Annotated in this window: 12 protein-coding genes; 10 read left to right on the plus strand and 2 right to left on the minus strand. The window is 39.2% G+C overall.

From position 1 onward, the window contains the following. The first annotated feature begins 13 nt into the window (after window positions 1-13). Both IGK14_RS02470 and IGK14_RS02475 read left to right on the plus strand, forming a co-directional pair. Window positions 14-727, plus strand: a complete 714-nt coding sequence (locus IGK14_RS02470; protein WP_010748793.1) for a GntR family transcriptional regulator — start codon at window positions 14-16, stop codon at window positions 725-727. 144 nt (window positions 728-871) lie between these two features. After that, window positions 872-2,200 carry a PTS sugar transporter subunit IIC gene (locus IGK14_RS02475; RefSeq protein WP_010748794.1) on the plus strand — a complete coding sequence of 443 codons (1,329 nt, stop codon included), beginning with the start codon at window positions 872-874 and terminating at the stop codon, window positions 2,198-2,200. Window positions 2,201-2,394: 194 nt separating this feature from the next. Here IGK14_RS02475 and IGK14_RS02480 read toward each other — a convergent pair whose 3' ends face one another. Continuing rightward, window positions 2,395-3,147, minus strand: a complete 753-nt coding sequence (locus tag IGK14_RS02480) for a MurR/RpiR family transcriptional regulator (RefSeq protein WP_005227526.1) — start codon at window positions 3,145-3,147, stop codon at window positions 2,395-2,397. A gap of 145 nt (window positions 3,148-3,292) precedes the next feature. On the opposite strand from IGK14_RS02480, the gene IGK14_RS02485 reads away from it, so the two are divergent. From IGK14_RS02485 to IGK14_RS02495, 3 genes are read left to right on the plus strand one after another with little or no spacing between them, the layout of a single operon-like run. Beyond that, window positions 3,293-4,618, plus strand: coding sequence for a 6-phospho-beta-glucosidase (locus IGK14_RS02485; protein WP_010748795.1), 1,326 nt, complete (start codon window positions 3,293-3,295; stop codon window positions 4,616-4,618). 2 nt (window positions 4,619-4,620) lie between these two features. Then, a complete protein-coding gene (locus IGK14_RS02490) occupies window positions 4,621-5,346 on the plus strand; it encodes a glucosamine-6-phosphate deaminase (protein ID WP_010748796.1) in 726 nt (241 codons plus the stop codon). 14 nt (window positions 5,347-5,360) lie between these two features. Beyond that, window positions 5,361-6,623 (plus strand): PTS sugar transporter subunit IIC, encoded by a 1,263-nt coding sequence (locus IGK14_RS02495; protein ID WP_005227532.1) that lies wholly within the window; start codon window positions 5,361-5,363, stop codon window positions 6,621-6,623. Window positions 6,624-6,811: 188 nt separating this feature from the next. Here the strand turns inward: IGK14_RS02495 and IGK14_RS02500 are convergent, their stop codons facing one another. Next, a complete protein-coding gene (locus IGK14_RS02500) occupies window positions 6,812-8,248 on the minus strand; it encodes an IS1182 family transposase (RefSeq protein ID WP_438711546.1) in 1,437 nt (478 codons plus the stop codon). 298 nt (window positions 8,249-8,546) lie between these two features. Here IGK14_RS02500 and IGK14_RS02505 point away from each other — a divergent pair, with 298 nt between their 5' ends. From IGK14_RS02505 to IGK14_RS02525, 5 genes are read left to right on the plus strand one after another with little or no spacing between them, the layout of a single operon-like run. Further along, window positions 8,547-10,586 carry a BglG family transcription antiterminator gene (locus IGK14_RS02505; protein WP_231435223.1) on the plus strand — a complete coding sequence of 680 codons (2,040 nt, stop codon included), beginning with the start codon at window positions 8,547-8,549 and terminating at the stop codon, window positions 10,584-10,586. After that, window positions 10,583-10,864, plus strand: a complete 282-nt coding sequence (locus IGK14_RS02510; protein WP_005227537.1) for a PTS sugar transporter subunit IIB — start codon at window positions 10,583-10,585, stop codon at window positions 10,862-10,864. The genes IGK14_RS02505 and IGK14_RS02510 overlap by 4 nt, the downstream gene beginning before the upstream one ends. A gap of 16 nt (window positions 10,865-10,880) precedes the next feature. Continuing rightward, complete coding sequence (locus IGK14_RS02515) at window positions 10,881-12,245, plus strand: PTS ascorbate transporter subunit IIC (RefSeq protein WP_438711548.1); 1,365 nt, start codon at window positions 10,881-10,883, stop codon at window positions 12,243-12,245. A gap of 22 nt (window positions 12,246-12,267) precedes the next feature. Continuing rightward, window positions 12,268-13,125, plus strand: coding sequence for a transketolase (locus tag IGK14_RS02520; RefSeq protein WP_005231438.1), 858 nt, complete (start codon window positions 12,268-12,270; stop codon window positions 13,123-13,125). Between the two features lie 3 nt (window positions 13,126-13,128). Beyond that, window positions 13,129-14,091 carry a transketolase family protein gene (locus IGK14_RS02525; protein ID WP_010748799.1) on the plus strand — a complete coding sequence of 321 codons (963 nt, stop codon included), beginning with the start codon at window positions 13,129-13,131 and terminating at the stop codon, window positions 14,089-14,091. Window positions 14,092-14,197: the final 106 nt, after the last annotated feature.

The raw sequence follows: 14,197 nt of genomic DNA on the forward strand, positions 1-14,197 counted from the left end.
GAGGGAGTAAGTTATGAAGAAACAGCCAAAATATATGGAGGTTTATACGGAGGTAAAGAAAAAAATTGCCAATGGAACCTATCAAATCGGCGAAAAATTACCTACAGGCGATGAACTTGCGCATGAGTATCAAACAAGTAAGCTCACTGTGAAGAAAGGTATTGATATGCTAGTATCAGAGGGAGTTTTACGAACACGTAGTGGATTCGGAACGGAAGTTCTACGCAGACCAATTGATAATTCGAAAGTGTTTGGACCAAATGAAGGTCTTTTTGATTTAGTAGGGGAAGAACATGTGACGTCTGAAATCCATACGTTCTCAATTGAGTTGCCATCGAATGAAGTGGCAGAAATTTTAGAAATAAATCAAAAAGAGTATGTCTATAATATTATTAGAAGTCGTTTTATTGATGAACAACCGTATTCTATTGAGCAAACGTTTATGCCACTTTCTGTTATACCGGGGTTAGAACCAAAGCATTTGAAACGTTCTGTATATGGCTACATTACAAATGAGCTTGGTCTAGAGATTAAATCTTCCCATATTTGGATCAAAGGTGATGTGGCAAATGACTTCGATGCGGAAATTCTTTCTGTAAAACCAGACGAGTTTATGATAGAGGTAGACAAAGTGGTGTCATTGTCATCTGGTGTACCGTTTGAATATTCTCTTTCGAGACATTTATACAAAGATTTTATTTTTGAAGCAGTTTTTGTTGAGAAGTGAAGACCAACGAATTTCGTTGGTCTTTTTTTGACTTTAAAAAAAGATATATAATTTTAAATAAAGATATTTACTTTTTTAAAAAGCTGGTGTATGATCATCCCATAAGCAATCGCTTACAACTAAAAAAGGAGACTGATCGGGATTATGAGTAAAAAAGATGCTATTTTTGAAAAGTTCGGAATAATAGCCACAAGGCTAGGGAACCAGATTCATCTTCGAACACTAAGGGATGCTTTCGCCACTTTTATGCCTTTTATGATGTTGGCGGGATTTGTTACATTGATCAACTATGTTATTTTAGAGCCAACAGGATTTATGGGAAAAATCATTGATCCAGCAACATTAACGACGATTCAAGAAATCGGGACTTCCATCAGTAATGGAACGCTAAGTATAACGACGCTATTAGTTGTTGCGGCAGTTTCTTATCATATGTGTGTTAGCAGAAATTATACAAATCATATTGCTGCTGTTCTAGTCGCTATTTCAACGTTTATTGTTCTCACCCCTATGATGACGATGTTTACACCAGAAGGAAGTCAAGAAGCGCTGGAGGTAAGTGGGGTTATTCCTGTCACTCATACTGGTGCGTCAGGAATGTTCGTTGGAATTTTTGTGGGCTTAGCTGCTACGGAACTCTTTATTAAGTTATCAAATAACAAAAAGTTACAAATTCAGTTGTCAGGAAATATCCCACCAGCTGTGTTGAAGTCATTTAACGTCCTTATTCCAATCATGATTACTGTGACTACCTTCGCAATTGGTTCATTTGCTGTCAATCAATTATTCAATATGGATGTTAATTCGTTGATTACTACTCTAATCACTGGACCTTTAAGTAGGGTAACGACAGGTTTACCAGGGTTCCTCTTAATTACCTCAATTGCAAATCTCTTTTTCGGGTTTGGAATTCATCAAGCAGTGATATCAGGTTCACTTCTCGATCCGTTCTTAATTCAAAATATGCAAGAGAATATGGCTGCTTATGCGAATAGGGAAGATATTCCACATATCATAAACATGGCATTTAAAGATACGTTTGCTGTTATGGGAGGATCAGGAAATACTATTGCTTTGCTAATTGCTATTTTTATCTTTAGTCGTCGTAAAGACTACAAAGACTTTGCAAAATTATCCGTAACTCCTGCATTATTTAATATCAGTGAACCGATCATTTTTGGTTTACCAATTGTTTTCAATATTAGTTTGATTATTCCATTTGTATTGGCGCCGATTTTTTCCCTAACAGTTGCGTATTTTGCAACAGCTGTTGGTTTAATAAATCATGTTGTCGTGCAGATACCTTGGACCACTCCTCCTGTCATATCTGGATTTTTAGCAACTGGTGGCGATTGGCGAGCATCAGTCTTGCAAATTGTGATCATTGCTGTGAGTGTTTTTATCTACTTACCATTTTTACGTATCGATGAAAAAGTTACCTCAACAATAGGGAATGAAGAAGCAAATGATTGAGAAGAGGAAACTTCACAAGATTTTTTGAAGTCTTCTCAAACCAAAGGGAAGAGAAACAAATAAATTGAACAAATCTATATATCAAAAAGAGACCACATAGATACATGTGAGTCTCTTTTTTTTTGTGGGAATATCGATCGGTGAACTTGTGAATAGAGGGAAAGAATTACTTGAAGAATTTTTTTTTTACAAATCTATTGAGTTTCCATTCTATTTCTCACGGTTTTCGCTAACTTTTCAATAATGTACATTGCCGGTATCTGGGTTGTAATATCAGCTTCATTAATTTTTTCTAGCGAAATATTATAGGTTATTGCAATATCAGCTAATTTAGAAAGTGTTGAATTAGAGCTGCTGGTAATTCCTATTACTGAGCTTTCTGATAGATTCAAATGATTTAAATATTGAATGATTTCTGTGGTCTCGCCCGAAACGGATAAAGCGACGATACACATTTTTTTTGCTAACTCAGTGGATAGGTAATTAATAGGGTAGTTACTAGGATCTTCAATGCGAATCGCCATGTTAAATAGTGACGAGAAATAAAGAGAACCATATTCAGCAACAACATTTGAGGAGCCTACGCCAATAAAAATAATCAGCTCTTTTTCCATCAATAAGTGAACTGCCTCATCAAATTTATCTTCAAAGAATTTGTCTTGTGTCCGTGCTAAAAAATTCAAGAGTTCACTCTCAAAATCAAGTGTTTTTACCTCTTTTTCTTCTTTAAGAGATTCGAGATACGCACTGAGGTAAATTTTAAATTCAGAAAAACCGGTACAGCGAAATTTTTTACAAAAGCGTAGTACGCTGGCAGTACTCGTATGACTTTTCTCAGCTAATTCACGAATACTCATGGAAGCAACTGCATTTACGTCTGAAATTATTGCTTTATATACTTCAATATCCGTTTCATTTAAGTCTGGTTGATAGTCAAGAAACAACATAGTAATCCCCTCCTGTTACAAATTGTAACAGGATTGTAACCGGTGTCAATCGTTTGCTTTTGTAACCGTTTACTTAAAGGCGGTATTTATGGAGATAAAAATAATCTATACTGACCATGTAGTTAAGTTAAAGGAGTGTTTCAGGATGGATAAAGGAATAAAAATTGCAACAATTGGCGGTGGATCAAGTTATACACCAGAATTGATAGAAGGATTTATTAAACGATATGCTGAATTACCGATTTCAGAATTATGGCTTGTGGATATTGAACAAGGAAGCGAGAAATTAGAAATTGTTGGGGAACTTGCTAAACGTATGGTAAAAAAAGCGGAACTTCCAATGAAAATTTATATGACTCTTGATCGTGAAGCGGCATTAAAGGATGCGGACTTCGTTACGACCCAATTTCGTGTAGGTCTTTTGGAAGCGCGAGCGAAAGACGAGAGAATCCCTTTAACATATGACACGATTGGACAAGAAACGAATGGTCCAGGAGGGCTTTTTAAAGGATTACGCACGATTCCCGTTATCTTAGAAATAGTGAAAGACATGGAGCGTCTTTGCCCAGAAGCATGGCTGATCAACTTTACTAATCCAGCTGGCATGGTGACAGAAGCTGTCTTACGCCATAGCAATATGCGTAGAGTAGTAGGTTTGTGTAATGGACCAATTGGAATAGAACGTGGCATTGCAGAAACATTAAAAGTACCCAAAGAAGAATTATATGTTGAATTTACTGGACTAAATCATATGGTTTTTGCGAAAAAGATTTATCATAAAGGGATTGATGTGACCCAAAAAGTACTTACATTGATGACGCAAGATGCTGGTGATGCAGTTGGTCTGAAAAATATTGCTGATTTAGAATGGGAACCAGATTTTTTCCGAACACTTGGCATGATTCCCATCGGCTATTTAAGGTATTACTATCAAACAGCCACTATGTTGTCTGAGCAAAAACAATCAGCAGAAAAAGAAGGAACTCGTGCAGAAGTTGTGCAGAAAATCGAACATGAATTGTTTGAACTTTATAAAGATGAACATCTAGCAATCAAACCACCTCAATTATCAGAACGTGGGGGCGCTTATTATAGTGAAGCAGCATGTAATTTAATTAATTCCATCTATAATGACAAACGTGATATTCAAACGGTCAATACAAGAAATAATGGAGCCATCAGTGATATCGATTGTGATTCAGCGGTTGAAGTAAATTGTTTGATTACAAAACAAGGACCGATCCCTTTGACTACAGGTGAATTACCTATTCCTATCAAAGGGCTAGTTCAACAAATTAAGTCTTTTGAACGTATAGCGGCCCAAGCAGCTGTTACGGGAGACTATAACACTGCTTTATTAGCGATGACGATCAATCCCTTAGTTCCAAGTGATAGGACAGCAAAGCAACTACTTGATGAAATGCTTTGGGCACACAAAGAATATCTGCCGAATTTTTTTAAAGGAGAATGACAATGAATATAAAATACTATGTTGAGGCAAATTACCAGGAAGTCAGTAAGATCTGTGCAAAACTCATTTTAGATGTCTTGAAAGAAAAGCCAAATGGGTTATATTGCTTTGCAGGTGGTGATACACCCGTAGGAACGCTTAACATCATTGCAGAAGCAGCAATCAATAAAGAAATAGATTTATCCCAGGCAAAGTTTATTGAACTAGATGAATGGGTTGGAATCGATCCGAAAAATGAAGGCAGTTGTATATCCTATTTGAAAAGAAACTTATTCAATCGGGTTCCTATTGACCTAAAGCAACTTCACACATTTGATCCTTTAGCCGATGATTTAAATGAGGAATGCAAAAAAGCTGATAAATTTATCGAGGAGAATGGAGGAGTAACACTGAGTTTGCTTGGGGTTGGAGTAAATGGTCACTTAGGTTTTAATGAGCCTGGTTCGTCCTTCGAAGATAAAGCTCATATAGTGAACTTAGACGAATCAACCCAAAGTGTTGGGAAAAAATATTTTTCAGACGAGAAAGTTGATCGTACGAAAGGAATTACGTTAGGGATAGGACAATTATTACAATCTGGAACAATGATCGTACAAGCTAGTGGAGCAAAAAAGAAATCTGCGATACAACAATTTCTAAGCGGTACGATTACAAAAGAGTGTCCAGTTACTTCTCTATGGTTGCACAAAGATCCTGTGTTGGTGGTTGATAAGGAAGTCGTGAACTAAAAGGAGGAAAAAAGATGCAGGTCATTGAGAACAAGGTATTGCCTATATTGCTGAAAATAGGCAATAGTAAACACTTAGTTGCTATAAGAAATGGGATTTCCATGACGATTCCTTTTACTATTGTTGGAAGTATCTTCCTAATCATTGGTAACTTTCCAATACAGTCATGGATGGATTTTGTGTCAAATTGGGGGCCGCAGTTGAATGCACCAGTCAATGTTACGTTCGGAATCCTTGGACTGATATCTGCAATTGGCATAGGCTATCATTTAGGAAAAGAGTTTGGTGTTGATGCTATTTCTAATTCGATGCTCACAACTATCGGCTTTCTTCTAGCAACATTAAACGATGACTGGACGATAAATTTGGCTAATTTTGGTGCTAGTGGTATGTTTACCGCGATCATTGTTGGGGTATTTGTCACTCATGCTTTTAAATGGTTTGTCACTCATAATATTGTAATAAAAATGCCAGAAGGTGTGCCGCCCACTGTAGCAACTTCTTTTGCAACGTTAATCCCAGGAGCATTTATTCTGACCGTTATATGGATCGTCAGAACTTTATTAGGGGTTGATATCAATGAAATCATTACTATTGTTTTCCAACCTTTAATGCAAGGGATGGGAACACTCCCAGGCATGCTGCTATACACACTTCTCGTTTGTTTGCTATGGATATGTGGAATCCACGGAGACAATGTTTTGTCTGGAATTGCGACCCCTGTTTTCCTAAGTTATCTTGCTGATAATACGGCAGCTTTTCAAAGTGGTGTAGAAGTTCCTCATGTTTTTGCCGATGGATTTTGGATTGTCTTTATGTGTTTAGGCGGAACTGGAGCAACACTAGGTCTAGTGTTAAATATGCTCCATTCCAGAAGTAAGATGTATAAGTCGATTGGACGATTATCATTGCCGTCAGCTATTTTTTGTATCAATGAACCGGTTATTTTTGGTTTGCCTATTGTGATGAATCCTGTAATGCTTATTCCCTTTATAGCAACGCCTATGGTCCTATGTATCGGTACGTATATCCTAATGAATATTGGTATAGTAGGACCGATTGTTATTCAAGTTCCATGGACTATTCCTCCTATTATTGGTCCTTATTTAGCTACTAATGGTAGTATTGGAGCAGCTGTTTGGTCTGTTGTATCAATTGCTATCTCATATTTTATTTATATGCCATTTTTCAAAATATTGGAAAAGCAGCAAGTAAAAAACGAAGCCGCAAAGACACAGGAAACGGAAACAACGATTCCTGTTAGTATAAGTGAGTAGATAGAAAAAGCTTATTTTCCATCATTCATTAAGATAAGTCTTTTAGGTATCAGAAAATAACTTTAAAAAAGTATATTGGAAAAATGACGATTGCTTTTAATGATTCTGATAGTTTCAATAATAAAACAACAAATAGCATCAGTATCTAAGCGAATCAGTAAATGATTCGCTCAGACTGTAGACAAACCTTATACAAACATGAAGTTTGTCTTTTTTCTATGTAATATTCTATGGATAATCGATAGAATAGGCAGTTTTCCTTTAGGAAAACGTCTCTTTTGCGCTCTGATCCTTTTTATTTTTGCTAGTTTTTTCATATTAAGACACGCAAAAGTAAGCCCAATTTTCATGTGCATTTTTTCAATTCCTATTTGATTGGTATAACGTAACCCATGAAATTCTTTTGCTGTCCCAAAAATTCGTTCAATGATTTCTTTTCTCTTTTTATAAAGTTCTTTGAACCAACTTTGATGGCGTATCTCTTCACAGGTCTCTATAGCTTCAGCCCAAATGTGACTAGTGATTACTTTGGTATGATTTTTTGAGTTGGTACACTTAGACAAGAAAGGACAATTTTTACAATCCTTTGGATTGCTTTTGTATTCGATATATCCTTTGCGATTGGTAGTGGCATAAGAGAGTACTTTATTATTGGGACAGATATAACAATTATAGTAATCGTCATAAACATATTCATGTTTCTTGAAATAGCCTTTTTTAGTCATAGGACGTTTGTATGGGAAAATTGGGGTCAATTTATGTTCGAGTAGTAAATGTGCAATTGCTGGTGTCTTATACCCAGCATCCATAATTAATTTTTCTAGGGGAAAAGCTCCTTTGAGCTTGTTAAATAAAGAAACAAACGTACGACTGTCATGAAAGTTCCCTGGGTGTGTAGTATAACCTAATATCCATCCATGTTTATCACACGCCACTTGTGAGCTATAGGCAAAAACTTCTTTGTGTTCACCTTTATGAAACCAACCACTTTCAGGATCAGTCGTACTTCTTTTTTTCAAGGAAGTTTTACTTTCTGCGTTTGTTTCTTTTAAGGGCTTTTTTAAATGTTTTTCTCGATTCTTGGTGATTTCTTTTGTCAGCTTATCTGTATAAAAAACAGCTTGTTCCATTACTTCGACAGATTCTTTTTTGTTACGATTCGCATGTGCTTTAATATGCGTACTATCAATAAATACTTCGGAAGTATCTACGATACCTTCAGCGATACATTGTTCTAGAATTTCATAAAAAATTTTTTCAAAGAGATCTGTTCCTTTGAACCGTCGCGTATAGTTTTTACCAAATGTTGAAAAATGAGGAACAGGATCTTCTAAACTCAAACCCAAAAACCAGCGATAAGCGATATTCACTTCTATTTCTTTTATTGTTTGTCTCATACTTTTAATGCCAAATAGATATTGAATCATTGGTAATTTAATTAGAAGAATAGGATCCAAGCTAGGACGTCCTTGGATTTCATCGTATTTCTCTTTAACCAATTCATAAATAAAGGAGAAATCAATACAATGATCTATTTGCCGCAATAAATGGTCCTGTGGGAGCAAGTCTTCAAGAGAAAAGAAACCGATTTGTGCGCGTTTACTCATATCTTGTTTTGAGAGCATCTGGATACACCTCCAATTGATACTCTTATTTTAACGGATAAAAAAGACAAAGCACTAAAAACTAGTACTTTGTCTACAGTCTGAGCGAATCAGTAAATGATTCGCTTTTTTTAATGTTGTATTTTTTATCCATTTGTTTCTATCAACAAAACCTTCTCGGATACTATATTGGATGTTATGGTAATCCTTGAAATCACCTCTTCGGTCCATCGTTTAAAAAAAACGGAGTTTCAGTTGTACCGAGAAATGATGGCGATTTCATTTTGTGCAAGCTATAGTTTAGGTGGGGGTAGCAAATATGATTCATTTCAAATTGACGTATCTGTTTTCAGAACCAAATGTTGAGGCGTTTCTTGATTTGACGAAGTGGAGGGATGAGGAATTTTTGGCGGAGATTGCCATAATCAATCAAATCACTGAACAGCGGTTGAATCAACGAATCATGATTCATGAGGGAGAAGTTTTGATTCCTTCACTGATTCAACGAAAATGGCCGGAAATTCTTTTCGATGTCCAGAAGAATACGTTGTTTTTTTCGGAAGAAGAGCGGCGGTCCATGATTTATCTTCTGACTTTTTCAGCAGTGAAAGATTTATCCGTCTATCAGTTTCAAGAGCTGTTCTATGTCAGTAAAAATACGATTTTGAAGGATGTAAAGGGGATCAGAGAGGAACTTGCAGCTTTCAAGATTCAACTATTGTACTCTCGAAAATATGGCTTTTATCTAGAGGGAGAGGAATATCAGATTCGCGCTCTTGCCTTTCGAAAGGTCAGCACGTTATCCAATACGAAAAACGGGAACTTGCTCTTATTTGAGGGAATCTATGAGCAGGATAAAACGATCTATGTTCAAATCAGAGATCGTTTGTCCGCAACACTGACTGATTTCAATCTGGTGATCGTTCCGAGTCGCTTCGAAGAAATGCTTTATTTTCTTAATTATCTATCCTTTCGGATGGCAGAAACGGCTGTTTCTTTAGCGGAGACAGAAATACCGCTGCTCCAGTCGCTGCATGTCCATCAAGTCAGTCAGCAGTTTTTAGCAGAATTTCCTGACATCAAAGATCGGAAAACAGAAGAACTTTATGTAACTATCCTGTTGAAAACGATTCTGCAAGGAGATATCGAAGATACTTCATTAGAGTTTTTATTGGAATGTGCCAGTAAGATCATTCATGAAATGGAACGGCTGGCAGCTATCGAGTTTGTGGACTATCGCACCCTTTTGATGAACACATTCTATCATCTTGTCCCGGCGTATTTTCGAATCCGCTATGGTTTTCCACTGGAGAATGTACTGATTGAAGAAATCAAGCTGCAATACAATGAGTTGTTTGAACTGACGAGACGAGCACTGGGTTCTTTAGAAGACCTAGTCGGCACGATCCCTGATGAAGAAATCGGTTATTTTACGATTTTGTTTGGTGGAGAAATCAGTAAACAAAAGGCCAAACGTGATTACTTCCAACTAAATGCATTAGTCGTCTGTCCCAGTGGCATCAGTTCATCCTTGATTTTGGAATCAGAGTTAAAGGAACTGTTTCCCCAGATCCATTTTTTGCCGGCTCGTTCGATCGAAGAGTATGAAAATGTTCGGTTTAATGAAGAGATTGATCTGATTTTTTCCAGTGCGCCGATCAAAACCAAACGACCCTGTTATGTGATCAATCCGATTATGACGCCCATTGAGAAGGATGAATTGGTTAGAAACGTACAAGCGGCATTCTTTCCTTCAAAAACTGGTTTGCATTCCATTGACGATGTGTTAGAAGTGATTTTGCCCTATGTTGATTTAAAAGCAGGAATCAGTAAGCAAAAGCTGAGAAAAATTTTGCAAAGAAAAATCAATCGAGAATTGAATAGAAGGGAAGACCAACGTCCGATGTTATCAGATTTATTAACAGCAGAAACCATCCAATTTACCGAGGTGCCGCTGACTTGGCAAGAAGCCATCCGAGAAGCTGCTGCGCCATTAAAAAAGACCAATAAAATTGAGGAACAGTACATTACCGCCATGATCAATAAAGTGGTGGATCACGGTCCTTTTATCCATATTGGAAAAGGCATCGCTTTGCCTCATGCGCGTCCAGAAGATGGGGTCAATGCCATCGGGATGTCGTTATTAAAAGTCAAAGAACCAGTGCTTTTGAATGATGATCCGCAACACCCCATTCACGTGTTTATATGTTTGGCGGCGGTTGACAATGAACTCCATCTAAAAGCGTTAGCGAGTTTGACTAAAATTTTGTCGAATAATGAAAAACTAACTGCGTTACTTTCCGCAACCAATGCGGATCAAATAATTGAAGTGATTAGAGAAGGAGAAGATGAAAAATGAAATTTGCAGCAGTGTGTGGGTCAGGATTAGGATCAAGTTTTATGGTGGAGATGAATATCAATTCTGTTTTAAATGAACTGGGTGTCTCAGGTGTGGAAGTGTCCCATTATGATTTAGGAAGTGCCGCACCCGATATGGCGGATGTTTTCTTCGTTGGCGGCGATTTAGCCGATAGTGCGCAGCATCTAGGTGAGATCGTAGTGTTAGACAGTATTATCGATCTCGATGAATTGAAGCAAAAGGTTCAAGCCGTTTGTCAGGAAAAAGGATTACTATAAAAAGGAGTAGACAGTCATGAACGAATTTTTAGATATTCTTGTTGATATCGCGAGTACCCCAGCGATCTTAGTTGCGCTGATCGCCGTTTTGGGGAATGTGCTGCAGAAAAAAGACATTGCCACGATCGTCAAAGGGGGCATCAAAACCTTTGTTGGGTTTCTCGTGGTCACTGCCGGGGCTGGAGTGATCGAAAGCTCTCTGGCGCCATTTGGGGAGATGTTCCAAGCAGCCTTTAACATGCAAGGGGTCGTACCAAATAACGAAGCGATCGTTGCGCTAGCGTTGACAACTTACGGCACCTATACCGCACTTATTATGTTAGCCGGAATGGCCTTCAATATTTTGATTGCCCGTATCACTCGCTTTAAATACATTTATTTGACTGGGCATGCCACGTTGTATATGGCGTGTATGATTGCGGTTATTTTGAGCGTTACTGGAATGAATACTTTTAATCTAGTTTTATTTGGGGGCTTAGCGTTAGGGATCTGTAACACGATTTTCCCAGCGATCGCACAACCGTTTACCCGAGAAATTACTAAAAATGATTCCGTCGCATTGGGGCATACGGGGAACTTCGGCTACGCATTGAGCGGGTTGATTGGGAAATACGTCGGCAATAAGGAAAAATCTACCGAAGACATCAATTTTACGAAAGGCTTGTCTTTCTTGCGGGATTCTACTGTTAGTATCACGATTACGATGGCGGTTGTATACGTGATCGTAGCAATTTTTGCTGGGAGTGAATTTATTACGGAAAATCTTAGCAATGGCACGAACTCGATCATTTATTCGTTGCAGCAAGCAGGTTCGTTTGCCGCTGGTGTCTTTGTGATTTTAGCTGGTGTCCGTTTGATTTTGGCAGAAATCGTACCAGCCTTTAAAGGGATTTCTGAAAAGCTTGTTCCTAATGCGATTCCTGCATTGGATTGTCCAATCGTCTTTCCTTATGCGCCAAATGCTGTTCTGATTGGTTTTCTAACCAGTTTTGTCGGTGGGATCGTTAGTTTGATCATCATGGTCTTCACAGGAACAACCGTTATTATTCCAGGGGTCGTACCCCATTTCTTCTGTGGCGCAACGGCAGGTGTTTACGGCAATGCAACGGGTGGTGTGCGAGGCGCCGTCATTGGGTCTTTTATTCATGGGATCATTATCAGCTTTATGCCGATCTTGTTGATGCCAGTCATGGGGGATCTTGGGTTCCAAGGATCAACTTTCTCTGATACCGACTATGGGGTTGCAGGGATCTTCCTAGGAAACCTAGCCAATATGGGCGGTCAAATCGCCATCTTCTCAGGGATAATTGCGGTAGTCGCGGTCTTGATCGGATTGACGATTTTCAAGAAAAACAGTCGGGCAAAATCTGTTTCTGAATAAATAGAGGATGGAGGGATAAATAGTGGCAATCAGTGAACAAAAATACCACGAGCTTGAAGAATTAGCGGCAAAGATTCGTTTAGATACCCTTTGCAGCATCAAGAAAATGGGACAAGGCCATCTGGGCGGCTCCTTTTCAATTGTTGAATTATTGGCCGTTTTGTACGGCAAACAGCTGCGAATCAATCCACAAGATCCACAGTGGGCGGATCGTGACCGACTCGTCTTGTCAAAAGGGCATGCTGGCGCCGCACTGTATAGTGCATTAGCAAATACGGGCTATTTTGATCGGTCGTGGTTATGGACGATCAATGAGGGCGGCACGAGACTGCCTTCCCATCCAGATCGCTGGAAAACGCCGGGGGTTGATGCCACCACAGGTTCACTGGGGCAGGGAACTTCCATGGCTGCTGGGATCGCGACAGGCCTGCGCTTGGCAGGCAAGGACAATTTTGTTTATTTGATCGTTGGAGATGGCGAACTAAATGAAGGACAGTGCTGGGAAGCCTTCCAATACATTGCCCACTTTAAACTGAATCACTGTATCGTCATTATTGATGACAACAAAAAACAGCTAGATGGGCCAACCAAAGACATTCTTGATCCCTTTGACATCCAGCAGAAGATGACTGCTTTTGGCTTTTATACAGAAAAAGTTCCAGGGGCAGACATGCAAGCCATTGATGAGGCAATCGAGCGCTGCAAAGCAATCGAAGACCAAGCGGTTTGCATTGTCTTGGACAGCGTGAAAGGACAAGGCGTTCCTTTCTTTGAAGAACTAGATGCCAATCACTCCGTGAAGTTTACCACGGATGAGATCAATCAAGCGGCAGAAGCGGCAATCAAAGAATTGACGATAAAAATCGAAGGAGGACGCTAAGGCATGTTTACATTAAGCAAAACCACTGCTGCTGGTAAAGAGCTGCGAACTTGTGTCGTTGACACATTGGTGGAACTCATGGATGAAAATAACCAGCTAGTTGCGTTAGATGCCGACCTTGGTTCTGCCAGCGGCTGGACCACGATTGCCAACAAACATCCCCAACGCTTTATCAACATGGGGATCGCGGAAGCCAATATGGTTGGTGTCGCGGCTGGCTTGAGTTTAACCGGTTATACACCTTTTATCCACACCTTTGGGCCATTTGCGACGCGTCGGGTATTCGATCAGCTGTTTATTTCTGGCGGCTATGGCGGCAATACGATCAATATTTACGGTTCTGATCCAGGGTTTGCAGTCGGGCATAACGGCGGCACCCATACGACATGGGAAGATGTGGCTTTGATGCGAATGATTCCCCAATCGATCGTCTGCGATGCAGCGGATGAAGTCCAAATGGCGTGGATCATAAACACCTTTAGCCAATTATCAGGCATTCATTACGTACGAGGCAATCGGAAAGCGGTTCCGACGATTTATGAAAAAGGCTCGACCTTTGAACTAGGAAAAGGCAATATTTTAAGACCAGGCGATGAACTGTTGTTGATTGCTAGCGGACAATTGGTATCTGAAACACTGCAAGTGGCAGAAGAATTAGCAGAAATAGGAATTAGCTGCGAAGTGATCGACATGTTTACCATCAAACCAATCGATAAAGAATTGATCCTCCGCGAAGTTCAGGGGAAACGGCAAGTCATCACCATCGAAAATCATTCTATTACCGGTGGACTAGGAAGTGCCGTCGCCGAAGTGCTTGCTGAAACAGGCAGTGCTGTCCCCTTAAAACGTATTGGTGTCAACGAACGATTCGGTCAAGTCGGCACACCCGATTTCCTGCAAAAAGAATATGGCTTAGATGCTGCTTCTATCAAGCAGCAAATAGTCGAAGGGAAGGTCAGGGGATAGAAAAAAGAAGCATCAACGAATCAATGGTTGGTGCTTCCTTCTCATTTATTTCAGGTCTTGCGAAAAACGTCAAACAGCGCATCAGTCCTGCTGTTTGACGTTTTTT

Source organism: Enterococcus sp. DIV0970a, from assembly GCF_051711265.1.
Lineage (GTDB): Bacteria > Bacillota > Bacilli > Lactobacillales > Enterococcaceae > Enterococcus_D > Enterococcus_D casseliflavus.